The organism is uncultured Friedmanniella sp. (assembly GCF_964244285.1).
GTDB lineage: Bacteria > Actinomycetota > Actinomycetes > Propionibacteriales > Propionibacteriaceae > Microlunatus.
Genome location: NZ_CAXTHT010000003.1, coordinates 53,971 through 76,605 on the forward strand (window position 1 = coordinate 53,971; position 22,635 = coordinate 76,605).

Here is a 22,635-nt window from a genome sequence, read left to right on the forward strand (position 1 = left end):
GTCCTCACCAGGGCCCGTGCCGGCGGTGACGGCGCTAGTGTGACGTCTTCCGACCGGGGCGGGGGGACGAGCGTGGGAGCACGAGCGCGGATGCGGCGCCCGGTGATGCCGCTGGCCGGACGGATCGGCGTGGCCCTGGTGGGAACGGGCGTCTCGTACGGCATCTGCCTGCTCCTCGGCGCGTCCGCGGGGTCAGCCCTCGGCGTCTCCGGTTTCGTGTTCGGGCTGCTCACCTTCCTGCTGAGCGAGCTGAAGGAGCTGAGCAACCCGGTCAAGCGGATCTGGTACATCGGGCAGGAGGACGCCGTCTTCAACGACAACATCCGGCGAGGACTGGAGACGACTCTCGACGGCGCCCTGCGCTACCGACCGGAGCCGGCACTGCCGCCTCACGACGTCGTCGACGTGCTCGGCTGGCAGCGCGGGCTCCTGGAGAGCGTCCGGGCGGGCACCTACGACGCGGTGGTGATCCTGCCGGCCCGCGACGACGCCCGGCTGTGGAACCGTCTGGCCGACCTGGCCGAGAAGGGCGCCAGCGTCGTGGTGATCGACGTCGAACCGGCGTGGGACACCTTCCTCGACCGCGGCGTGACGCCGCCGGTGTTCGTGTCCTCCGACTTCGCCGAGGGGGGCCGGCTGGCCGGCGGGTTGGTCGCCGACGCGCTGGAGGCGCGGCCGGGCTCGCACGGCCTGGTCGCGATCGGGCCCAGCTCGTCCTCGGCCGGAGCGGGGCGCTCGGCCTGGATCCTCTACGCCCTGGCCCAGCGGCACCAGCTGGACCGGATCCGGGCGCACGAGCTGTCGGGCTGGCAGACCGACGCCGCGAGCTCGGCCCTGGCCACGGAGGTCGAGGCCCTGCTCGGCGCGGGGTCGAGCGAGGTCGTGGTCTTCTGCGGCGACGACCGCATCATGAGCGCCCTCAGCCGCACCGTCGCCTCAGACCCTGGGTGGACGAGCCGGGTGTGGCTGGTGGGCTACGACGGCACGACGGACGCGGCCGGACGCTACCTGGCCCGGCAGGAGCAGCACTGCTGCATCGGCAGCGTCGACACCGAGCCGACGTCACAGGGCCGGGACGCAGCCAAGGCGTTGCTCGAGGCCTACCAGCAGCCGGCGCAGGCAGCTCGGCGGCGCTGGATGGTGAAGCCGCGGGCGCTCACTCCCGGCAACTGGAACTGAGGCGGACCCCGTGCGCGTCCTGATCACCTCCCACCCGGGCCTCGGCCACGTCAACGGCCTGGCCGCCCTGGCTCGACGACTGCGCCGACACGGCCACCCGGTGCTGGCGGCGGGCGCCCCGAGCGCGGTCGAGGCGTTCCGGCTGGCCGGGATCGACGGCCGGGTCATCGTGCCCGAACCCCTCGGCTCGGAGGCGGTGCTGACGGCCCGTCCGCCGGGGACCGACGTAGCGGGCCGCGACCGCCGCGGGGTGGTGGAGAGCGAGGTGTGCCTGAAGCGTCGGGCCCGGGCGTTGCTGGAGCCCCTGAGCGAGCTGGTCGAGCAGTGGCGGCCAGACGTCGTCCTGCGGGACGCGACCGAGTCGGCGGCCTGGCTGGTGAGCGAACGCCTCCGGGTCCCGCACGCCTCCTTCGAGGTCAGCACCCACTGGAGCGAGGAACGGTGGTCGGCGGAGGTGGGTCCGCAGCTGGAGGCGCTCCGGTCCCTGGCCGGCGTCCGGCCGCACCCCCCGACCTCCGGGATGTACCGCTACCTGCACCTGAACAACTCACCGCGTGCACTCCTCGAGCCGGGGACGTCGCTGCCGCCGACCAGCATGGACCTGGCGCCCGGCTTCTTCGACGACTACCGACCCGGCGCACTCGTCCAGCCGCCGGCCGGCTTCGTGTACCTCGCCTTCAGCACGGTCTACACCGCGCCCGCCGAGGTCGTCCGGGCCGTCGTGCTGATCCTGGCGCGCGAGCACCCGGGAGTCGTCGTCACCGGTGGCGGGGTCGATCCCGGCGACAGGGTGTGGGCCCCGGACTTCGTCAGCCAGTCGGCACTGATGCCGGGATGCGCGGCGGTCGTCTGCCACGGCGGTCGCAACACCGTCCTCACGGCCGCGGCCCACGGCGTGCCCGTGGTCTGCGCGCCGATCGCCTCGGACCACTTCGACATGGCGGACGCGGTCGAGCGGGCCGGGATCGGGCGGTCGACGGGCTGGGAGGCCGAGGAGATCGCGGCAGCGGTCAGCGCGGTGGTCGGGAGCACCGAGGTGCGTCGGCGCAGCGCCGAGCTGCTCCGCCAGATCCAGGCGATGCCCACGCTGGACGACGCGGTGGGCACCCTGGAGCGCACCGCGGCCGCCGGCGCGATCTCAGTCTGAGGGGCCGGCCCCGTCGACGTGCGGGCCAGGCCCGACCGGCTGGTCAGGGTGCTCGACCGCCGTCAGCTGCAACGGGTACTCCTCCGTCCACCACCAGCGTGACGAGCCGCGGCAGAGCCTCACGAGTGACAGAGACCCCACCTCCAGCCGAAGGGGCGGCTCGAGGAAGCCGTCCAGCCGGGCTCGCACCTCCTCCACCGTCGGACTGTCGTCCCGGGCGTAGGCGATGGTGATGTGCGGGGCGAAACCGCCGACGGGTTCGGGCAGGGCGTAGAGCGCCGCGCCGTTCAGCGCCCCACGGGCGGCGTCCCTCAGCTCGTCCCGCAGGGCAGTCATCCCGCCGTTGACCCGAACGGGCATGGTGACGGAGTCGTCCTCGGCGACAGCCATCCCCACCAGCAGCTCGAGGGTCGGCGCCGAGGCAGCGACGTTGGCCCCCGCCGTGGTGAGCGTCTGGAACGCGTCACCGTCGACGGAGTCGACGAAGGCCACTCCCTGGACGGTCAGGTGCAACCAGGGCGCCTGCACCAGGTCCAGCCCCGGCAGCCCGGACAGCAGGGACTGCTGCCGCTGCACGTAGGCCTGGAGCTCCGGACAGCGCCCGAAGGTCAGGTAGAAGGCCCAGAGCTGACGGTCGTTCCGCCACTCGGCCATCTCGACCCAGTGGTTCACGAGCCGGGTCGAACCGGCGGCCGGCGCCTCGCGCGCCACCTCCGTCGGGGGTGGCGGCCCGACCGGCTCGACCGGCTCGGACGGGCGGGCGAGTGGAGCACGATGCGCGATGACCGCTGACACCCGTCCAGCCTGACACCGAGGGCCAGATCGCGTTGCACCTTCTGGGGTGTTTTCCTCAGGAAACGATCAAGAATCTGCGCCCCCGTCCGAGCGCGAAACTACTTCGACTCGGCGATCTCGATCTCAGCGGTGGCCTGGATCAGGCTCAGCAGCTCCGGGTCCAGACCCGGCGCGAACTCCTCGCGCCGCTCCGGGGCGATGGTGATCGGCGGGCCGCCGGCCGGCATCTGGGCGGTGCTCAGCTCGGTGCCGTCGTTGGAGGGCGAGGCGCCGCGGTAGAGCTTGGCCGCCTGGCTCGCGTTCTCGGCGTCGAAGGTGTACTGGACGCTCTGCAGGCCCTGGTCGACCAGGGCCTTGACCTCGGGGAAGCGCTCGGCGTTGGTCTTCGGAATCGGCAGGGCCGCACCCCAGTCGACGCCCAGGCTCTCCAGGGCCTTCGCGAACGCGTTCTCGTGCGCCTGGTCGCGGACGATCAGGTAGGCGATGGTCGAGCGCGCCGTCTTGTTGTCGGTCATCTCGTAGAGCCGGCACTTCTGCAGCCGGCCCGTCGACTCGAGCATCAGGTTGTAGAGCAGGTCCAGCACGAGGTTGCCCGAGTTGTAGACGTAGGAGCCAGACCACGGGTTGCCGGCCGCGTCGACCGGGAGCGCACCCTGCGCCCCGACCAGGAAATGGTGGATGTTGCCGGTGTCCTTGGCGATGCTCAGCGGCGTCGCGCCCTTGGCGCCCGGCTTGTCCACCGGGTCGGTCTTCTTGCCGCTGTAGCCCGGGGCCCCGTCGAGCAGCCGCGCGATGGTGGTGCCGATCAGCTCGACGTGGCTGATCTCCTCGGTGCCGACGCCTTGGATCAGGTCCTTGTACGGCTGCGAGGACGGGTCACCGCGGAAGTTCATCGACTGGAAGAGGTACTGCATCATCGTGCGCATCTCGCCGAACTGGCCCCCGAGGCCCTCCTGCAGCGCATTCGCGGCGGCGGGATCCGGCTCGTCGACGGCGATCTCGTTGATCAGCTTCTGGATGTGCAGGTACATGACTGCTCCTAGGGAGTCGGACGTCGTCGACGTCCTTGAGGAGCGGCTGAGCTGCTGAACCGCGGGATCTACCCCAGTGAACCACTGGGTCTCCGGCCGCTCCGGGCGGGGCTGCCCGGTGGCGTGTCAGGCCTCGATCGGGCCGCCGCCGGCCGCCCAGCCGTGGACGCCGCCCTCGACGTTCAACGCCTCGCGCCCCTGGCCCCGCAGGTACTGCGTCACCCGCGCCGAACGGCCGCCGACCGCGCAGACGCAGAGCACCCGGTTGCCGATCTCGGGCAGCCGCTTCACCACCTGGTCCATCGGGATGTGGAGCGAGCCGGGGATGCGGCCACTCGCCCACTCCTCGTCGGTGCGAACGTCGAGCAGGGTCCAGCCCTGCGTCACCAGTCCCTCGACGTCGGCGGACTGAATGGTCGGCACGTCCGCTGAGTTCACCCGGCCACGATAGCCACCTCGGGAAAGCCAAGGTGACGTCAGCCGAGACCGGCTCTGCTACTTGAGCAGCCTCGACAGCCGCCGGTCGGCCAGCTTCTTGCCGCCGGTCTGGCAAGTCGGGCAGTACTGCAGCGCCGAGTCGGCGAACGAGACCTCCGCGATCTCGTCCCCGCAGACCGGACACGGCAACCCCTTGCGGCCGTGCACCCGCATCCCCGACTTCTTCTCGCCCTTGAGGTCTTTCGCCGCCAGGCCCTCGGCCCGGGCGATCGCGCCGGAGAGCTCGTCCTTCATCGCCCGGAACAAGACGTCGAGCTCGGCGTCGGTGAGTGAGGAGGCCGGCTTGAACGGACTCAGCCGCGCGGCGTGCAGGATCTCGTCGGAGTAGGCGTTGCCGATCCCGGCGATCGTTCGCTGGTCCTTAAGCACGCCCTTCAGCTGCGACCGGCCGGCGCGGGTCAGGACGGCCCGTAGCGCGTCGGCGTCGAAGTCGGGGCTGAGCGGATCGGGGCCGAGGGTGGCCACCATCGCGATGTCCTGCGGGTCGGTGACCACGTGCACGGCCAGCTTGCGCTGGGTGCCGGCTTCGGTCAGGTCGAAGCCCGAGCCGTCGCCGAGCCGTACGCGCAGCGCGAGCGGACCCTTGCCGGGCTTGGCCGGCGCCTCCGGCAGGGCGTCCCGCCAGCGCAGCCAGCCGGCCCGGGCCAGGTGGAAGACCAGATGCAGCCCCTGGGCGTCGATGTCGAGGTACTTGCCGTGCCGGCTGACGCCGGAGATCTCGAGCCCGTTGAACGCCGACAGCGGCGGGTCGTAGGTCTTGAGGGCGCTGAAGGCCGCCAGCTCGATCCGCGCGATCGCGTGGCCGACGAGACGCTCGGTCAGGAAGTGGGTGAGCGACTCGACCTCCGGCATCTCAGGCATGAGCCATTATGTGCGCCGGCCCGCGGAGGCCGGCGCAGGACGCCGCGACTCGTACCGGGCCGCGGCCGCCGTCCAGTCCGGTTCGGGCAGGGTGAGGGCCCGGGCGAGTCGGGCGAGGTACTGCTCCCGGGTGATCTCCACGACGCCGAGGCTCTGCAGGTGCGGCGTCGCCCACTGCACGTCGAGGACCCGACCGGCCGTCCCCCCGGCGGACAGGATGCCGACGAGGCCCACCAGCGCGACCTTGGACGCGTCCCGACCGATGTCGTCGCGGTGGAACATCGACTCGCCGGCGAACAGCCCGCCCAGACTGACCCCGTACAGCCCACCGGCCAGCTGGCCCTCGGAGGTCCAGGCCTCGACCGAGTGGACGGCCCCCTCGCGGTGCAGCCGCCGGTAGACGCGGCGGATGTCGTCGTCGATCCAGCCGTCGGGCCGGCGCGGGTCGCCGCAGCCGGCGAGCACGCCGTCGAAGTCGCAGTCGACCCGGATCTCGTAGCGCCGGACCATCTTGGCCAGTGAGCGCGTCACGTGCAGCGCGTCCAGCGGCAGCACGGCCCGGTCCAACGGCGACCACCAGCCCATCAGCCCCCCGCGCGCCGGCATCGGGAACACCCCGGTGCGGTAGGCGCTGCGGACCAGGTCGGCGTCGAAGGTCCGGCTGACCGCGATCAGGTCGTCGTGCCGCCAGCCCGCCGGAGGCCCGAACGGCCCGGCGTGAGGCTCAGAGGACGGCGACCCAGCCATCTGGGCATTCTGCGCCGGGGGCTGCGCCGGGGTAAGACCGGGGTCGCTCCGACAGCTTCACGCTCCCTTGCCACGTACGCTTGCGCCATGCCATCGGCCCAGGACGTGGGGAAGCTGATCGCCCGGGGGATCGGACCCGTGGCGACCGCCGTGGGCAAGCCGCAGGCCGCGGGCGGCGCTCTCCGTCGGGTGCTGGAGCTGGCGATCGACGGCTACGGCAAGCTGCCCGGCGCCAAGGCCACCGCGGCGCGTCACCTGCAGCGCGCCGGTGGGTCGAGCGACTCCGCGATCGAGTCGCTGATCGACCGTCACGTCGGCCTGGCCTCGGCCCAGGGTTTCGTGACCAACCTCGGCGGGGTGGCCACGCTGCCCGTCGCGATCCCGGCCAACCTGACCGGGGTGGCGGTCGTGCAGGTGCGGATGGTCGCCGCCATCGCCCACCTGCGGGGCTACGACCTGAACGACAACCGGGTGCGGACCGCCCTGGTGATGTGCCTGCTGGGTGGTGAGCAGGTGGTGAAGCTGATCAGGGAGGGCAAGCTGCCCACCTCACCGTTGGCGATCGCCACGGCCCCGGTGTTCGACCCCGACCTCGACCAGCGCGTCGCCGAGGCCGTCGTCTCGGACCTGGCGGGCAGGATCGGCGGCAAGAACATCGCCCTCGTCGTGACCAAACGGATCCCCCTCCTCGGCGGGGGCGTGGGCGCGGTGATGGACGGCATCGCCACCGCCCAGATCGGCAAGTACGCCAAGTCCGAGCTGGTCCGTCGACGCGCGCTGAGCCGCTAGGGTCGCTCAGCCGGCGATCCGGCGGTAGACCCCCAGCGGCAGCAGCCGCATCGGCAGGGCGAGGGCCACCCACGGCCAGGCGGGCACGTACGCGCGGGGCGCCTCCCGCTCGATGGCGGCGACCACCGCGCGGGTGGCTCTGGGCAGCGACGTCATGAAGATCGGCTGCGGGAAGGCCGTGGCCAACGACGTCGACACGTAACCGGGGTGCACCGCGGTGACCGTGATGGGGCTGTCCCACAGGTCGGAGTGCAGCCCCTCGGCGAGCGCGGACACGCCGGCCTTGGTGGCCGCGTAGACGCTCATCGGTCCCGCCATCCCGCGCAGCGCCGACATGGACGAGATGACGGCGAGATGGCCGGACTCGGCCCGGCGGAAGATCCGTAGCGCCGCCTCGGCCTGGTGCAGCACCCCGAGGAAGTTGGTGCGGGCGGTGGCGCGGTTGCCCTCGGCGTCGTCGAGCCCGAGGGAGCCGCTCTGTGCGACCCCGGCGTTGGCCACGACCCGGTCCAGACCACCGAGCGCCGACGCCGCCTCCTCGAAGGTCGCGTCGACGGCGGCGTGGTCGTCGACGTCGAGCGCGTGCACGCTGACCCTGATGTCGGGATAGGCCACCACGAGCTCGTCCCGCAGTCGCTCCAGCTCACCGAGCCGGCGGGCGCACAGGGCCAGGTCGCGTCCGTCCTGCGCCCACGCCCGCGCCATCTCCGCGCCGAGGCCGGCCGAGGCGCCGGTGATGAGGATCCGTTGCCGGCGAACCGGAGGGGTGGCGGGCACGCCCTGACCTTACAAGTGAAGCCCAGCCTGCAGCTTCCTGTCGCCTTGGTCACACGGCTTGCGAGGCAGGACAGCCTGGCTTAAGTTAGGCGAGGCTCACCTACGGGTTTCGTCGCGCAGCGCGCGCGGCCGAGCACACGGACGGGGACGGACATGCTGGCCAACTTCTTGATCGGGCTCCGCGAGGGGCTCGAGGCCGCACTGGTCGTCAGCATTCTGCTCGCCTACCTCGTGAAGTCCGACCGCCGCAAGCTGGTCGGCCGCGTCTGGGTCGGCGTCGCGGTCGCCATCGTGATCTCGCTGGGCTTCGGCGCCGCGCTGACCTTCGGTCCGAGAGGTCTGACCTTCGCCGCCCAGGAGGGGATCGGCGGGTCGCTCTCCATCATCGCCGTCGGGTTCGTGACCTGGATGATCTTCTGGATGGCCAGGGCCGCCCGCGGTATGGCCGGCGGGCTCCGGGACCAGGTCGACCGGGCAGCCGAGACCAACTCGTGGTCCCTGGCCGTGGTCGCACTGCTGGCCGTCGGCCGCGAGGGCCTGGAGACCGCGCTCTTCCTCTGGGCCGCGACCGAGGCGGCCGCGCGCGACACCGGCGCGACCACGAACCCCCTGCTCGGTGCCGCGCTGGGCATCGTGGTCGCGATCGTCCTCGGCTACCTGATGTACCGCGGCGCGATCAAGATCAACTTGACCCGGTTCTTCACCTGGACGGGCGCCTTCTTGATCATCGTCGCCGCAGGGGTGCTCGCGTACGGGATCCACGACCTGCAAGAGGCCGGCTTCCTGCCGGGTCTGAACACTCTCGCCTTCGACATCTCCCGCATCATCCCGCCCAGCTCGTGGTACGGGACGCTGCTCAAGGGCATCTTCAACTTCTCCCCCGCCACCACCGTGCTCGAGGCGACCGCCTGGGTCTGCTACTTCGTGCCGACGATGACGATCTTCCTCACCCGGGTGCGCGCGCGCACCCACTCCCAGCCACGACCGGCCACGCCGGTACCCGCCTCCACCGGAAGGACCCGACCATGACCGGTCCACGACCCGTCCGGGGCCTTGCCCTGGCCTCGACCACCGCCCTGCTCTGCGTCCCTGTGCTGGCCGGCTGCACCACCAACACGCCCGCGTCCGACAGTGCGAACGACGCCGGCGACAGCCGTGCCCTGACCGTGCAGGCCACCGACTCCGGCTGCCAGGTGTCGTCGGCGTCGGCGCCCTCGGGCAACCTGACCTTCTCCGTGACCAACACCGGCTCCAAGGTGAACGAGTTCTACCTGCTCGGGGCCGACGGCCTGCGGATCCTCGGCGAGGTGGAGAACATCGGGCCGGGGCTCTCCCGGGACCTGGTGCTCAGCACGCCGCCCGGCTCCTACTTCACCGCCTGCAAGCCCGGCATGATCGGCGACGGCATCCGGGCGCCGTTCGCGGTCTCCGACTCCGGGGTCTCGCTCACCAACGACGACGACAGGGCGCTCGTCGCCACCGCCAACAAGCAGTACAAGGCGTACGTCCAGGACCAGACCGAGCAGCTCGTCACGATGACCGACGAGTTCGTCACCGCCTACCTGGCCGGGAACGACGACAAGGCGCGGGAGATCTATCCTCTGGCCCGCGTGCACTGGGAGCGCATCGAGCCGGTCGCGGAGTCCTTCGGTGACCTCGACCCCAAGACCGACCTGCGCGAGGCCGACCTGGAGCCGGGTCAGAAGTGGACCGGCTGGCACCGGATCGAGAAGGACCTGTGGCCGGCCAAGGCCAAGAACTACACCCCGCTGACGCAGGCGGGCCGCAAGGCCTACGCCGCCGACCTGGTCAAGAACATCGCCACCCTCAACACCAAGGCGCGCACCGTCAACTTCACCGTCGACCAGATCGCGAACGGCTCTCGCGGGCTGCTCGACGAGGTGGCGACGAGCAAGGTGACCGGTGAGGAGGAGACCTGGTCGCGCACCGACCTGTACGACTTCCAGGCCAACGTCGACGGTGCCCGGGTGGGCTTCGAGGGCCTGCGTCCGATCCTGCAGAAGAAGAACCCCGAGCTCGACACCCAGATCGACGCCCGGTTCACCGCCCTGCAGAAGCTGCTCGACAAGCACAAGTCGGGGGACGGCTTCGTCTCCTACGACGACCTGAGCAAGCCCGACGTCAAGGCGCTCTCCGACGCGGTCAACGCGCTGGCCGAGCCGCTGTCCAAGCTGACCGCCGCCGTGGTGTGAGGAGCAGCGAACAGAACCGTGGCATCTGATCTCCCCGCCGGCCCCGAGTTCGGTCCTCAGGCCGACGTCGTCGCCGAAGACCGGCCGGGCCGAGGCGTTTCCCGACGCGGGCTGCTCGGCGCCGCGGGCGCGGGCGCCGCGGGACTGGGGGTGGGCGTCGCTGCCGGCTTCGGTCTCGGCTCGCACCCCGACGTCGCCGCGGGTTCCGCCGTGGCGGCGGGCTCGGCCACCTACCCGTTCTACGGCGAGCACCAGGCCGGCATCGTCACCCCCGCGCAGGACCGGCTGCACTTCGCGGCGTTCGACATGGTCTCCGACGATCGCGACGACCTGATCAGCCTGCTGCAGGACTGGACCGCCGCCGCCGCACGGATGACCCAGGGCCGCGACGCCGGCCCGTTCGGAGCCACCTCGGGCCCGTACGAGGCGCCGCCGGATGACACCGGTGAAGCGATCGGACTGCCGCCCGCGGGCCTGACCATCACCTTCGGCTTCGGCCCCAGCCTCTTCCGCCAGGCGGGCCGTGACCGCTTCGGGATCGCCGAGCGGCAACCCGCGGCCCTGCGCCGGCTGCCGCACTTCCCCGGCGACAACCTGGACGCGGACCGCTCCGACGGCGACCTGTGTATCCAGGCCTGCTCGGACGATCCCCAGGTGGCGGTGCACGCCATCCGGAACCTGGCCCGGATCGCCTTCGGCCGGGCGGCCATCCGCTGGTCGCAGCTGGGCTTCGGCCGCACGTCATCGACGTCGACCAGCCAGGCGACGGCGAGGAACCTGTTCGGGTTCAAGGACGGCACCATGAACCTCAAGGCCGAGGAGCCGGCCCTGGTCGACCAGCACGTGTGGACGGCTCCCCCCGCCGTCGCGAAGGAAGCATGGCTGGCGGGCGGCTCCTACCTGGTGGCTCGGCGGATCAGCATGACCATCGAGATCTGGGACCGGCAGCCGCTGAGCGAGCAGGAGCGGGTGATCGGGCGCAACAAGGCCGTGGGTGCGCCGCTGTCGGGCGGCGGGGAGTTCTCCCAGCCCGACTTCACGCTCACGGGCGCCAACGACCAGCCGCTGGTGGACCCGGAGGCCCACGTCCGGCTGGTGCACCCGAGCCAGAACGGGGGCGTCCAGATGCTGCGCCGCGGGTACAACTTCGTCGACGGCAGCAACGGCCTGGGTCGGCTGGACGCGGGCCTGTTCTTCCTGGCCTACGTCTGCGACCCCCGCACGCACTACATCCCGGTCCAGACCAAGATCGCCCGCAACGACGCGATGAGTGAGTACCTCCAACACACCGGCTCGGCCCTGTTCGCCATCCCTCCCGGCGTCAGCCAGGGCGGCTACCTGGGTCAGGCACTCTTCGCCTGATCGTGCTCGCCGACGCTCCGGGGCACCAGGATCGGCACCGGTCGCTTGGCGGTGACGCCCTGCCCGTGCGGGATCCGACGCAGGTTGCGACCCAGCCACGGCGCCAGGTGGTGCACCGCCCAGTCCAGGTCGGTAGCCAGCTGCTGCCGCGGCCGGGGCTGCGGCAGGGCGTCCGGCAGCGGGGCGGTCCAGCCGGCGTCGAAACCCGGGACCCCGAGTCGGTGGGCCAGGGCCGTCGCGACCAGTTCGTGCCCGAGGGCGTTGCCGTGCAGCCGGTCCTCGAACCACAGCCGCGGGTCCTTGGCCACCGGGTAGCGCTCGAAGTCGACGACCAGCGCCCCGTACACCCTCGCGGTGGCCCGGATGATGGCGTTCAGGGCGAACATCCGTTGCCGCAGCCCGCGGCCCAGCGGGTTGATCGCGGCGGGATCGGGCATCGTGAAGGTGAGCACCGTGACGCCGGCGTCGCCCGCGTCCCGGAAGACCGCGTCGTACTCGGCGGCGATGCCGCCCAGGTCGCAGTGCAGGCCGATCGTGTCGTTGACCCCACCGAAGACGGTCATCAGGTCGGGCCGGAGCTCCAGCGCCGGTGCCAGCTGGGTCTGGCGGATCTCGTGCATCCGTAGTCCGCGGACGGCCAGGTTCGCGTACTCGACCGGCTCGTCCTGCCCGTCGGCCAGGTGCGTGGCCAGCCGGTCGGCCCAGCCCCGGTAGCCGCCGTGGCCGTCCGGGTCCTCCAGGCCCTCGGTGCTCGAGTCGCCGATCGCCACGTAGCGTCGATAGATCACCCGGCTATTGTCTCGCGGCGGTTGCCGCAGCGCTCACCCGTCCGAGTCGGGGCGCCGCTCCGAACCTCTCGGTCACCGTTTCCCGGCTGACTACAGTCGGTGACGAAAGGTGGTGCGATGGCTCCGGTCGACCGCGACTTCCTCGCCTTCGCCGACCGGTCACGGGACCTGCTGGCCGGCTGTGCCCTGCTGCTCGTAGGGGACCCTGCGCGTGCGGACCGGCTCGCCACGTCCGTGCTGGCGCGGCGTGGCGTCCGTCCGATGCCGGCCGCCGACCGCTGGGCCGCGGCCTGGGCAGAGCTCGTCCGCCCCCGGGCCTCCTACTTCGACCCGCCGTGGTCCCCGGGAGGCCGCGTCGAGCTGCTCGACACCCGGGACTCCCACGACCCCGGCCTGCTGACCGACCTGCAGCGGCTGGCGCCCGAGCCGCGCGCCGCCCTCGTCCTCGACCAGTACGCCGGCCTGCCGGCGGCCGAGGTGGCGGCTGCGCTGCAGACGAGCGCGGCCACGGTGGAGCTGTGGGTCCGCCAGGCCACCGAGACGCTGGCCGAGGGGCGACCGGAGCGGCGGCGATCGGGACAGCTGGGCGAGGAGCTGCGGGCCACGGTCGACGCGCACCTGCACCAGCGGCCGGCGTCGGTGTCGGCGCTCACCGACCTCGCGCACGCCCGGCAGCTCGCTCGCCGCCGCCGGCTCCGCAGCGCCGCCGCGGTGGTGGCGGCCGTGCTCGTGCTGGTGCTGGGTACGGTCACCGTCCTCCGGGCCGGCACGGCGGCGCCCGAGGCGGGTGCGTTGCCGTCCGCGCCGGTACCGCCGGCCCTCACGCCCGTCCCGAGCGCCAGCCACTCCGGCGTGGTGACGGCTCGGTGCGACATCCGCGACCCGTCCTGCCAGGCCACGGTGATGCGGGAGTGGCGGACCACGATGGCCCGCGTCACCGCCTCCCATCTGGATCCCGAGGGCCGCTACTTCACCGACTACCGCTACTCCTACGACGGCCGGTACGAGACGCCGAGCTTCTGGAAGGGCGGCGACGGCGCCCTGGGGCTGGAGGTGTACCGACCGAAGAAGGGCACCACCGAGGTCTACCTGCAGATCGCCACCGGCTACGACCGGGCCGTGACGTGTGGTCGGACCACCGGGCAGACCTGCGAGAGCCAGCGCTTCATGGACGGCAACCGCTTCACCCTCAGCGACGGCACCCAGCTGACCGACGGCATCGAGGTGCAGTACCGGCCCGACGGCGACCAGGTGATCACCGTCGTGGCGCAGCGCAGCGCCCCGGGCGGTGAGTCCCTGGACGTCACCCGCGGCGACCTGATCAACCTCGTCCAGGACCCACGACTGCGACTGCCGGTGATCTGACCGGCCGCGTCCGCGCGTGGGGCGGGGTGGGTCGCGAACCCGCGGCGGGACCGGGGTGGGAGTCCGAGCCGGCCTCCATGGCGGTCGGGACGACCGCCATCAGACCGACGAGCAGCACGCCGACGGCGAGGCCGGCGGTCAGTAACAGCTGGATGATGTCCATGAGTCGAGCGTGCTCCGGCTGACTGTGAGCCGCACCACACTGAGGTCTCGACTTTCTGTGCACGACCTCGGCCGCTGGTGCGTCGAGCGCCGCGTCTGCTCAGACCGCGGTGGCGTCGTCGCTCATGAGCTCCCCCGCGGTGACCGACGCGGCGATGGTGTTGCCCGGCTGGGCCAGCGGGCAGAGCCAGCGGTCGTCGTAGCGGCACGAGGGGTGGTAGGCGAAGTTGAGGTCGACCACGAGCGAGTCGGACGTGCCGCCGAGGTCGGCCCCCTTGGCGGTGTCGAGCACGTAGCGACCGCCGCCGTAGCTGGTCTGGCCCGAGGAGCCGTCCCGCAGCGGCAGGAAGAGCCCGCCGCCGTACTGCTCGAGCCACCACAGGTCGAGGCTGCCGGCCACCGGCTCGGGCAGCTCGACCCGGCCCACCGGTACCAGCGTGGTGACCCCGTCACCACCGGTGTCGAGCTCGACCCGGCGGTCCGGGTCGGTGGGCTCCCGGACGGCCACGGTGAAGCGGAGCGCCGGATCGTAGGGCCCGTACGGCAGCCCGCTGCGCCGCAGCGGGTCGTCCGGGCCGAGCGGGCTCTGCGGGTGGCGGCGGAACAGCTCGTCCCGGCCGGCCCGCCAGAGCGCGTGACCGGACGCCGGGTCGTCGGTGCCGCGGACTCCGGCGTAGAGCTCGGCGACCTGCCGCCGCCAGTCGGCCAGCTCCAGCTGCGTGGTCATCGAACCACCTCCTGGTCGGCGTCCAGGACGGCGGCGAGGGCGGCGATGTCCTCGGGCCTCACCCGGCAGCAGCCGCCGACCAGCCGCGCGCCGTCGGTGACCCAGCCGGGGACCGCCTCGGCGTCGAAGACCGCGGAGCCGGTCCAGCGCCGGCCGACGGCGTCCCAGGCCTCGCCTCGGTTGGGGTAGACCACCACCGGCAGCCCGCTCGCTCCGGCCGCCACGGCGACCAGGGCGCCGGCCTCGTCCGGGTCGGAGCAGTTGACCCCGACCGCCACGATCTCCTCGACCCCCCTGACCAGGCCGAACGCCTCCGCCGCCGGCTCGCCGGCCCGGGTCCGGCCCCCGGCACAGGTCACCGACACCCAGGCGGGCCTCCCGATCCGCTGCACCTCGGCGACCACCGCCTCGACCTCGGCCAGGCAGGGCAGCGTCTCGCAGGCGAGGACGTCGGCGTCGGTGGCGGCCAGCACCTCCAGCCGCGGCCGGTGCCAGCCCCGCAGCTCATCGACGCCCAACCCGTAGTCACCTCGGTACTCCGAGCCGTCGGCACGCGCCGCTCCGTACGGTCCGACCGAGGCGGCCACCCAGCGGGGGCCACCGCCGGCCTCGTCCCGGGCGCGTGCGGCCAGGGCGACGCTGCGCCGCAGCAGCTCTTCGGTCTCGGCCCGGTCGAAGCCCGCGGCCGCCAACCCGTCGAAGGAGGCCTGGTAGGAGGCGGTGGTGGCGACCTGGGCGCCTGCGGCGAAGAAGGCCGCATGCGCAGCCAGGACGGCGTCCGGGTCATCGGCGAGCAGCCGGGCCGACCAGAGGGCGGAGCCGAGGTCGTGACCCTGGGCCTCGAGCTGGGTGGCCAGGCCCCCGTCGAGCAGCACCACGCCCGACCCGAGCGCCGCACCGAGCGCCCGACGGGTCACCGCGCGTTGAACTCGTCGCGGTACTGCACCCAGTCCCGGGTGAGGGAGAGGTCGAAGCCGGCGTTCCCGTCGGTGTCCAGGGTGATCAGCCGCTCCCCCAGAGCCGCCAGGTCATCGGCGACCTCGTCCGGACCCTGCTGCACTGCCGTGGACCGCTCGATCTCGGCCGGGTCGCGACCCACCTCGGCGCACCAGGAGTTGAGCACCTCGTTCTTGTGGGTCAGCTCCTCCAGGGTGCCGAAGCCGTGCCAGATGTCGGCGTGCTCGGCCACCAGCCGCAGCGTCTTCCGCTCGCCACCGCCGCCGATCAGCACCGGGATCCGGCGGGTGGGCCGCGGATTGAGCGCGTCGAAGCGGCTGCGGATCCGGGGCAGCGCCTCGCCGAGGGCGGCGATCCGGCTGCCGGCCGTCCCGAACTCGTAGCCGTACGCGGTGTAGTCGCGCTCGAACCAGCCGGCGCCGATGCCGAGGATGATCCGGCCGCCGCTGATGTGGTCGATGGTGCGGACCATGTCGGCCAGCAGGTCGGGGTTGCGGTAGGAGTTGCAGGTGACCAGGGCACTCAGCTCGACCCGCTCGGTCTGCTCGGCCCAGGCGGCGAGCATCGCGTAACACTCGAAGTTGGGGCCGTCGGCGTCACCGCTGAGGGGAAAGAAGTGGTCCCAGGTGAAGACGATGTCGACGCCGCACTCCTCGGCGGCGTCGACGGCCGCGCGCAGCTCGGCGTAGCTGGCGTGCTGGGGCTGCAGTTGGACACCGACCCGTAGCGGACGGTTGGCGTACGGCAGGTCGGTGAGGTCCGTCATGGCGCGAGCGTAGCCCCGTCCGGTCGGCCCTCGCCCGACGCTCGAGGGCTCCGGGCGAGATGCTGGCTTCAGCAATAGTTGTATCATCAAGTGACTCACAGGTCAGCAGAGCACACTGGTCGTCCCGCAATCCTCGCGATGGAGCCTCATGAACTCATACCTGCGTCCCGCCACCTCCGTCCTCAGCCGCCGCAACGTGCTGGCCCGGGCCGGGCTGGCCGCCGCCGCCCTCGGCACCCTCGCCGCCTGCGGCGGCAACTCCAGCAGTTCCGGCGGCTCGAGCGGGTCCGGCTCGGCAGCAGGGGTCAGTGCGGCGACCAGCGAGATCCCGGTGGGTGGTGGCAAGATCTTCGCCGACGCGAAGACCGTCGTGACCCAGCCGACGGCGGGCCAGTACAAGGCCTTCTCCTCCATCTGCACCCATGCCGGCTGCCCCGTGGCCGAGGTGACCACGACCATCAACTGCAACTGCCACGGCAGCAAGTTCGCGCTGGCCGACGGCGCCGTCGTCGACGGACCGGCGAGCAAGCCGCTGGAGGCCAAGACGGCCACCGTGAGCGGGAGCACGGTCACCGTCCCGGCCTGAGGGCGAGATCCGGGCGGCAGGGGCGTTCCGCAGCGTGCAGGCCTGGACAACGCCGACAGCCCGGACCGATGGTCCGGGCTGTCGGGGTGTTGCGCTGTGCGCGAGGGGGGACTTGAACCCCCACGTCCTTGCGGACACTGGCACCTGAAGCCAGCGCGTCTGCCATTCCGCCACTCGCGCTCGATCCGTCCGGAAGTCCCGGGCGAACCAGCCGAAGAAGGCTAGCACGGCGGCGGCGTCCGGCCCGAACCAGAAGGACGCCGGGGATCGGAGAAGGTGACCCGGCCCCGCGTGCGCCGACCGGGACACGTCGTCACTCCCGTTACGATCTAGCAGGATCGGATCTGGGAGAGGAGGGACATGGGGATCTTCGGACGCTTCGAGCGGAAGGTCGAGGGCGCCGTCAACGGTGCGTTCGCGCGTGCGTTCAAGGGCGACGTCCAGCCGGTCGAGATCGCGGCACGGCTGCAGCGTGAGCTGGACTCCGAGGCCAAGCTCATGTCCCGGGACAAGAGGCTGGTCCCGAACGAGTTCGTCGTCGGGCTGTCGCCGCACGACCACGACAAGCTCGCCCCGTACAGCAAGACGCTGACCAGCGAACTTGCCGCAGAGCTGCGTACCCACGCCTCCGACACCGGATATGTGTTCAACGGCCCGATCCGCATCCACTTCGAGCTCGAGCCGAGCCTGCCCACCGGCCGCTTCACCGTGGCCTCCGAGGCGGTCGCCGGCGTCGAGGAGCGACAGGCCCCGAACCCGAGCGCGCACGGCGGAGCTGCCGCAGAACGAGAGGGCGATGAACCCCGGCCCCCCGCACCGCAGGCGGCGGCCGCCCGCTCCCGACTGGTGCTCGAGGTCAACGGCACCCGGCACCCCCTGGAGCCGCCCGGCCTGGTGATCGGTCGTGGCACCGAGGCCGACCTGCGGATCAACGACCCCGGTATCTCGCGGCTGCACGCCCAGATCCGGGTCCGGGCCACCGAGCAGGCCGTCTCCATCGACATCGTGGACCTCGGCTCGACCAACGGCATCGTGGTGAACGGTCACAAGGTGGCCGAGGCGAAGCTGCAGGAAGGATCGCGGATCGAGATCGGCTCGACCCGGATGCTCGTGCACGCGCCTGCCGGTCGCTGACCCGTGTCCGAGATCGCACTCACGATCATCAAGGTGCTGTTCCTGGCGCTGCTCTGGCTGTTCATCTTCTCCGCGGTCTCGGTGATCCGCACGGACCTGTTCGGGCGGACCGTCCCGGCCCCGGACCAGCCGGAGGCCCGTGAGCTCGAGACCCCGCCGCCCCCGCCCCGGCGGGTCCGGCGGCCGCGCGGCGACCCGCGGGTGCTCAGCATCGTGCAGGGAGCGCAGACGGGCGAGTCGGCCGAGCTGGCTCCGGGGCTGGTCCTGATCGGCCGGGGCGCGGACTGCCAGCTGATCCTGGACGACGACTACGTCTCCACCCGGCATGCCCGGGTGGTCGTGGCCGACGGCGGGATCTACGTCGAGGACCTCGGCTCCACCAACGGCACGTACGTGAACGGCTCCCGGATCACCGCGCCCACGACGATCTCGACCTCCGACACCGTCCGGATCGGCAAGACCATCCTGAAGCTGGAGCCGTGAGGCGATGACGCTGCTGCTGCGCTTCGTCACCCACTCCGAGATCGGGCTGGTGCGCAAGAACAACCAGGACTCCGGCTACGCCAGCCCGCACCTGCTGCTCGTCGCGGACGGCATGGGGGGTGCGGCGGCCGGCGACCTCGCCTCGGCGGTGGCGGTCGAGGCGATCCGCCAGGTCGACGCGGAGACCCCGGGCGACCAGATGCTGTCGGTGCTGGCCGGCGCCGTCGCCGACGCCAACGACCGGCTGGCCGCCCTGGTCGGCGAGGACAGCTCGCTGGACGGGATGGGCACGACCGTCACGGGTGCCCTCTTCGACGGCGTCGAGCTCGGGCTGGCCCACATCGGCGACAGCCGGGCGTACCTGTTCCGCGAGGGCCGGCTGGAGCAGCTGACCCACGACCACAGCTGGGTGCAGTCCCTGGTCGACGACGGCCGGATCGACCCGGCGGAGGCGGCGAGCCACCCGCACCGCTCCCTGCTGCTCAAGGTGCTGAACGGGCAGCCGGGCTGCGAGCCGGACCTGACCCTGGTTCCCGTGCAGGCCGGGGACCGCCTGCTCTTCTGCAGCGACGGACTGTGCGGGCTCGTGCCCGACGCCGACATCGCCGAGGCGCTGCGCGGTGCCCAGCTGGACGCCGTACTGGCCACCCTGGTCGCGGCGGCCCACGCCGAGGGCGGCATCGACAACATCACCGTCATCCTGGCCGACGTCCTCGAGGGACAGCCCGTCGTACCCGTGGACACCGTCGAGGCCGTCGTCCTGGGGGCGGCCGCCGAACGGGCGTTGCCGGCCGTCGGAAGTGCGTCCGCCGAGGCGGCTGAGGACGCGCACCACGGGGACGACGAGCTCGAGGCGCAGGGGGCCACGGCGATGGGCGGCGGGCCCCCCACCACGGGCCGCGAGGACGAGGCCCGGTACAACCCGCAGGCCCCGCGGCAGCGCCGGCTGGGGCGACGGCTGGCCGGGGTGCTGGTGCTGCTGCTGGTCGTCGCGGTGGCCTCGGGCGCCACGTACGCCTGGGGCCGCAGCCAGTACTTCGTGGGAGCGGCCGGCGAGCAGGTGGCGATCTACCAGGGACTGCCCGAGAAGGTCGTCGTGCCGCTCTCCCGGCTGTACGAGGTGCAGCCGGTGACCCTGGCCGGGCTGCCCTCGTTCTACGCCGACCAGGTGCGGACCGGCATCGAGGTCTCCAGCCTGGCCTCCGCCCGGCAGACGGTGGCCGAGCTCACCGAGGCCGCGAAGCGCTGCACCGCCGGCGCCGGCGTCGGGACCAGCCCGACTCCCAAGCCGACGACGTCGACCCCGCCCCGGTCGACCCCAAGCCCCCGGTCCACGCCCAAGCCCGCCCCGACCGTGAAGGCCAGCGCGAGCCCCAGCGCCAGCCCGACCCCGACCAACTCGACGAAGCCGAGCTGCTGAGTGAGCAGCGTCGCCCCGGTCACCGTCCTCCCGCGCAAGCGGCGGGGCGTCGAGCTGCTGCTGGTGGCGTTCGCCCTGGCTCTCGGGTTGGGCGGCTACGCCATGGTCGACGTCAACGTGCTGGGCGCACTGACCCCGCGCTTTCCCTACCTCGCCGGCGGCTGCGCGCTGCTGGCGCTCGTCGCCCACCTGGCCGTGCGCTGGCGGCTGCCGTACGCCGATCCGGTGATCCTGCCCTGCGTGGTGCTGCTCAACGGGCTCGGGCTGACGATGATCCACCGGATCGACCTGATCAACTCCCCACCGTCGGCGGGCGCCCGCCAGCAGCTGATCTGGACCGCCCTCGGGATCGTGATGTTCGTCGTGGTCGCGGTCCTGCTGCGCGACCACCGACCGCTGCAGGGCTACACCTACACTCTGGGGCTGGCGGGCATCGTGCTGCTGCTGCTGCCGCTGGCCCCCGGCCTGGGCACGGCCAAGTTCGGCGCCAAGATCTGGATCCAGGTCGGGCCGTACAGCTTCCAACCCGCCGAGGCGGCCAAGGTGTGCCTGGCGATCGCCTTCGCCGCGTACCTGGTGGAGAAGCGCGACGTGCTCGCGCTGGCGGGGCTGCGGGTGCTCGGGCTGGACCTGCCGCGGGCCCGCGACCTCGGGCCGATCCTGGCGATGTGGGTGCTCAGCCTGGCGATCCTGGTGCTGCAGCGTGACCTGGGAACCTCGCTGCTGTTCTTCGGGTTGTTCGTCATGATGCTCTACGTCTCCACCGAACGGGCCGGCTGGGCCGTCCTCGGCACGAGTCTGTTCGCCGTCGGCGCCTACCTCGGCTACCTGGAGTTCGGGCACGTACGCGTCCGGGTGGGCGCCTGGCTGCACCCCTTCAGCGACTACGACCTGTACTACCAGGTGATCAACGCACAGTTCGGGATCGCCTGGGGCGGGCTGCTGGGCACCGGCCTCGGCCTGGGCCGGCCCGGCCTGACCCCGCTGGCCCGCAGCGACTTCATCGCCGCGGCGATCGGTGAGGAGCTCGGGATGACGGGGCTGATGGCCGTCATCGTCGTCTACGGCCTGGTCGTCGCCCGGGGCCTGAGGATCGCCCTGCAGTGCCGCGAGCCGTTCGGCAAGCTGCTGGCCGCGGGCCTGTCGTTCGCGTTCGCGCTGCAGGTCTTCGCGATCCTCGGCGGGGTCACCCGGCTGCTGCCGCTGACGGGCCTGACCACTCCGTTCATGTCCCAGGGCGGCTCGTCGCTGATCTGCAACTGGATCGTCGTCGGCCTGCTGCTGGTGATCTCCCACCACGTCCGCAAGCCGGTGGTCACCGTCAGCCCGCTCGGTGCCGACGCGGAGACGACCGAGCTGGTCCGGGTCGGGGCGAGGGTCTCGTGAACCGCCCGATCCGGCGCGTGGCGTTCGTCACCTTGATGATGTTCGCCCTGCTGTTGGCCAACGGCACGTACACGATGCTCTTCCGCACCACGTCACTCTCGGCCAACCCGCAGAACCGACGGGTGCGCGACGCGGAGTTCGCCCAGGACCGCGGGGCCATCCTGGCCGCGGGCAAGACCGAGATCGCGGTCACCAGCCCGGCCAAGGACCGCTTCCGCTACCAGCGCAGCTACCCGGCCGGGGACCTGTACGCCCCGGTCACGGGCTTCTACTCCTACGACCACGCCAGCTCCGGCCTGGAGAGCTCCTACAACACCCAGCTGGCCGGCACGTCGGACGCGCTCTTCGTGCGGCGGCTGATCGACCTGGCCACCAACCGGGCGCCTCAAGGCGCCAGCGTGCAGACCACCATCGTGCCGGCGATGCAGGAGGCGGCGGCCAAGGCGCTCGGCAACCAGAAGGGGGCCGTCGTGGCCCTGGACCCGTCGACCGGGGCGGTGCTCGCGATGGTGACCAGCCCCACCTACGACCCGAACGACATCGCCAGCCACGACATCGACGCGGCCGGCAAGGCCTACGACACGCTGGCAGTCGACTCGGGCCGGCCGCTGGCCAACCGGGCGGCCCGGGAGATCTATCCGCCCGGGTCGACGTTCAAGCTCGTGACCGCAGCCGCGGCGCTGGCCGAGGGCAAGAAGCCGGACTCCAAGGTGGCCTCGCCCAGCCGGCTCAAGCTGCCCGGCACGAGCACGTACCTGCCGAACTCCAGCAGCTGCGGCGGCACCACGGTGACGATCGTGCAGGCGCTGAAGGTGTCCTGCAACACCGCGTTCGCCAACCTCGGGCTCGAGCTCGGCCAGGACAAGCTGCGCGAGCAGGCCCAGCTGTTCGGCTTCGACGCCCGGCACCTGCCCGACCTCAGCGGAGCGGCCAGCCAGTTCCCCGACGACCTCGACCCGTCCCAGCTGGCGCTCAGCTCGATCGGCCAGTTCGACGTGGCCGCCAGCCCGCTGCAGATGGCCATGATCACCGCCGGGATCGCCAACGACGGCGTGGTGATGGACCCGTACGTGGTCAGTACCGTGCAGGCGCCCGACCTCAAGCCGCTCTCGACGCACAAGCCGACGGTGCTGTCGCGGGCCATGACGACCGAGAACGCCCAGGAGCTGCAGCAGATGATGGTCCAGGTGGTCCAGTCCGGAACGGGCGTCAACGGCCAGATCGACGGCGTCGAGGTAGGGGGTAAGACCGGGACGGCGCAGTCGGACCCGAAGCGCAAGCCCTTCGCCTGGTTCACGTCCTTCGCCCCGGCGGACAAGCCGGAGGTCGCCGTGGCGGTGGTCGTCGAGGACGCTGACATCCCCCGCGCCGACATCGGCGGTGGTCGGGTGGCCGCGCCCATCGCCCGGGCCGTGATGAAGGCGCGGCTGTGAGGCGGGGCGGGCTCGCCACCGAGGCGTTA

Annotated in this window: 23 protein-coding genes and 1 tRNA gene; 13 read left to right on the forward strand and 11 right to left on the reverse strand. The window is 72.1% G+C overall.

Annotation, left to right across the window (positions count from 1 at the left end; all coding sequences use genetic code 11):
• The first annotated feature begins 90 nt into the window (after positions 1-90).
• Together ACFE7W_RS08225 and ACFE7W_RS08230 are read left to right on the forward strand one after the other, a co-directional pair.
• Entirely contained in the window at positions 91-1,179 is a 1,089-nt protein-coding gene (locus ACFE7W_RS08225; protein ID WP_375424285.1) for a substrate-binding domain-containing protein, read from the forward strand.
• Positions 1,180-1,189: 10 nt separating this feature from the next.
• Entirely contained in the window at positions 1,190-2,326 is a 1,137-nt protein-coding gene (locus ACFE7W_RS08230) for a glycosyltransferase (RefSeq protein ID WP_375424286.1), read from the forward strand.
• On the opposite strand, the gene ACFE7W_RS08235 is transcribed toward ACFE7W_RS08230, so the two are convergent.
• The 5 genes from ACFE7W_RS08235 to aat form a co-directional block, all read right to left on the reverse strand.
• Entirely contained in the window at positions 2,318-3,121 is an 804-nt protein-coding gene (locus tag ACFE7W_RS08235; RefSeq protein WP_375424287.1) for a 2'-5' RNA ligase family protein, read from the reverse strand. The two genes, ACFE7W_RS08230 and ACFE7W_RS08235, sit on opposite strands and share 9 nt — an antisense overlap.
• A gap of 98 nt (positions 3,122-3,219) precedes the next feature.
• Complete coding sequence (locus ACFE7W_RS08240) at positions 3,220-4,152, reverse strand: manganese catalase family protein (protein ID WP_375424288.1); 933 nt, start codon at positions 4,150-4,152, stop codon at positions 3,220-3,222.
• A 126-nt stretch (positions 4,153-4,278) separates the two neighbouring features.
• Entirely contained in the window at positions 4,279-4,590 is a 312-nt protein-coding gene (locus ACFE7W_RS08245; protein ID WP_375424289.1) for a rhodanese-like domain-containing protein, read from the reverse strand.
• 57 nt (positions 4,591-4,647) lie between these two features.
• Positions 4,648-5,511, reverse strand: a complete 864-nt coding sequence (locus tag ACFE7W_RS08250; RefSeq protein ID WP_375424290.1) for an Fpg/Nei family DNA glycosylase — start codon at positions 5,509-5,511, stop codon at positions 4,648-4,650.
• Between the two features lie 6 nt (positions 5,512-5,517).
• Positions 5,518-6,258, reverse strand: coding sequence for a leucyl/phenylalanyl-tRNA--protein transferase (gene aat / locus ACFE7W_RS08255; protein WP_375424291.1), 741 nt, complete (start codon positions 6,256-6,258; stop codon positions 5,518-5,520).
• Between the two features lie 87 nt (positions 6,259-6,345).
• Here aat and ACFE7W_RS08260 point away from each other — a divergent pair, with 87 nt between their 5' ends.
• Complete coding sequence (locus ACFE7W_RS08260) at positions 6,346-7,047, forward strand: hypothetical protein (RefSeq protein ID WP_375424292.1); 702 nt, start codon at positions 6,346-6,348, stop codon at positions 7,045-7,047.
• Between the two features lie 6 nt (positions 7,048-7,053).
• Here ACFE7W_RS08260 and ACFE7W_RS08265 read toward each other — a convergent pair whose 3' ends face one another.
• Entirely contained in the window at positions 7,054-7,824 is a 771-nt protein-coding gene (locus ACFE7W_RS08265) for an SDR family oxidoreductase (protein WP_375424293.1), read from the reverse strand.
• 153 nt (positions 7,825-7,977) lie between these two features.
• On the opposite strand from ACFE7W_RS08265, the gene efeU reads away from it, so the two are divergent.
• The 3 genes from efeU to efeB are packed head-to-tail and all read left to right on the forward strand — an operon-like array spanning position 7,978 to position 11,399.
• Positions 7,978-8,853: an iron uptake transporter permease EfeU gene (gene efeU, locus ACFE7W_RS08270; protein ID WP_375424294.1), complete on the forward strand. Its 876-nt coding sequence runs from the start codon at positions 7,978-7,980 to the stop codon at positions 8,851-8,853.
• A complete protein-coding gene (gene efeO, locus ACFE7W_RS08275; protein ID WP_375424295.1) occupies positions 8,850-10,037 on the forward strand; it encodes an iron uptake system protein EfeO in 1,188 nt (395 codons plus the stop codon). Before efeU ends, efeO begins: the two co-directional genes overlap by 4 nt.
• Before the next feature lie 18 nt (positions 10,038-10,055).
• A complete protein-coding gene (efeB, locus tag ACFE7W_RS08280) occupies positions 10,056-11,399 on the forward strand; it encodes an iron uptake transporter deferrochelatase/peroxidase subunit (protein WP_375424296.1) in 1,344 nt (447 codons plus the stop codon).
• Here the strand turns inward: efeB and ACFE7W_RS08285 are convergent.
• Positions 11,381-12,187 carry an SGNH/GDSL hydrolase family protein gene (locus tag ACFE7W_RS08285; protein WP_375424297.1) on the reverse strand — a complete coding sequence of 269 codons (807 nt, stop codon included), beginning with the start codon at positions 12,185-12,187 and terminating at the stop codon, positions 11,381-11,383. The genes efeB and ACFE7W_RS08285 overlap by 19 nt on opposite strands.
• Positions 12,188-12,304: 117 nt before the next feature.
• Here ACFE7W_RS08285 and ACFE7W_RS08290 point away from each other — a divergent pair, with 117 nt between their 5' ends.
• The gene (locus tag ACFE7W_RS08290; RefSeq protein ID WP_375424298.1) at positions 12,305-13,552 is read left to right on the forward strand and encodes a sigma factor-like helix-turn-helix DNA-binding protein; all 1,248 of its coding nucleotides are present in this window, start codon (positions 12,305-12,307) and stop codon (positions 13,550-13,552) included.
• Positions 13,553-13,814: 262 nt separating this feature from the next.
• Here ACFE7W_RS08290 and ACFE7W_RS08295 read toward each other — a convergent pair whose 3' ends face one another.
• From ACFE7W_RS08295 to ACFE7W_RS08305, 3 genes are read right to left on the reverse strand one after another with little or no spacing between them, the layout of a single operon-like run.
• Positions 13,815-14,441: a DUF1684 domain-containing protein gene (locus tag ACFE7W_RS08295; protein WP_375424299.1), complete on the reverse strand. Its 627-nt coding sequence runs from the start codon at positions 14,439-14,441 to the stop codon at positions 13,815-13,817.
• Positions 14,438-15,358 carry a homocysteine S-methyltransferase gene (gene mmuM, locus ACFE7W_RS08300; protein ID WP_375424300.1) on the reverse strand — a complete coding sequence of 307 codons (921 nt, stop codon included), beginning with the start codon at positions 15,356-15,358 and terminating at the stop codon, positions 14,438-14,440. Before mmuM ends, ACFE7W_RS08295 begins: the two co-directional genes overlap by 4 nt.
• Positions 15,355-16,164, reverse strand: a complete 810-nt coding sequence (locus ACFE7W_RS08305) for an LLM class F420-dependent oxidoreductase (protein WP_375424301.1) — start codon at positions 16,162-16,164, stop codon at positions 15,355-15,357. Before ACFE7W_RS08305 ends, mmuM begins: the two co-directional genes overlap by 4 nt.
• A 148-nt stretch (positions 16,165-16,312) precedes the next feature.
• Between ACFE7W_RS08305 and ACFE7W_RS08310 the strand changes: the two genes are divergently transcribed.
• A complete protein-coding gene (locus ACFE7W_RS08310; protein ID WP_375424302.1) occupies positions 16,313-16,750 on the forward strand; it encodes a Rieske (2Fe-2S) protein in 438 nt (145 codons plus the stop codon).
• A gap of 97 nt (positions 16,751-16,847) precedes the next feature.
• On the opposite strand, the gene ACFE7W_RS08315 is transcribed toward ACFE7W_RS08310, so the two are convergent.
• Positions 16,848-16,930, reverse strand: a tRNA-Leu gene (locus ACFE7W_RS08315).
• 180 nt (positions 16,931-17,110) lie between these two features.
• On the opposite strand from ACFE7W_RS08315, the gene ACFE7W_RS08320 reads away from it, so the two are divergent.
• From ACFE7W_RS08320 to ACFE7W_RS08340, 5 genes are read left to right on the forward strand one after another with little or no spacing between them, the layout of a single operon-like run.
• Positions 17,111-17,884 carry an FhaA domain-containing protein gene (locus ACFE7W_RS08320; protein WP_375424303.1) on the forward strand — a complete coding sequence of 258 codons (774 nt, stop codon included), beginning with the start codon at positions 17,111-17,113 and terminating at the stop codon, positions 17,882-17,884.
• A gap of 3 nt (positions 17,885-17,887) precedes the next feature.
• The gene (locus ACFE7W_RS08325; RefSeq protein WP_375424304.1) at positions 17,888-18,367 is read left to right on the forward strand and encodes an FHA domain-containing protein; all 480 of its coding nucleotides are present in this window, start codon (positions 17,888-17,890) and stop codon (positions 18,365-18,367) included.
• A gap of 4 nt (positions 18,368-18,371) precedes the next feature.
• Entirely contained in the window at positions 18,372-19,787 is a 1,416-nt protein-coding gene (locus tag ACFE7W_RS08330) for a PP2C family protein-serine/threonine phosphatase (protein WP_375424305.1), read from the forward strand.
• The gene (locus ACFE7W_RS08335; RefSeq protein ID WP_375424306.1) at positions 19,788-21,173 is read left to right on the forward strand and encodes an FtsW/RodA/SpoVE family cell cycle protein; all 1,386 of its coding nucleotides are present in this window, start codon (positions 19,788-19,790) and stop codon (positions 21,171-21,173) included. It begins immediately after the preceding gene.
• Positions 21,170-22,606, forward strand: coding sequence for a peptidoglycan D,D-transpeptidase FtsI family protein (locus tag ACFE7W_RS08340; RefSeq protein ID WP_375424307.1), 1,437 nt, complete (start codon positions 21,170-21,172; stop codon positions 22,604-22,606). Before ACFE7W_RS08335 ends, ACFE7W_RS08340 begins: the two co-directional genes overlap by 4 nt.
• The last annotated feature ends 29 nt before the right edge of the window (positions 22,607-22,635 follow it).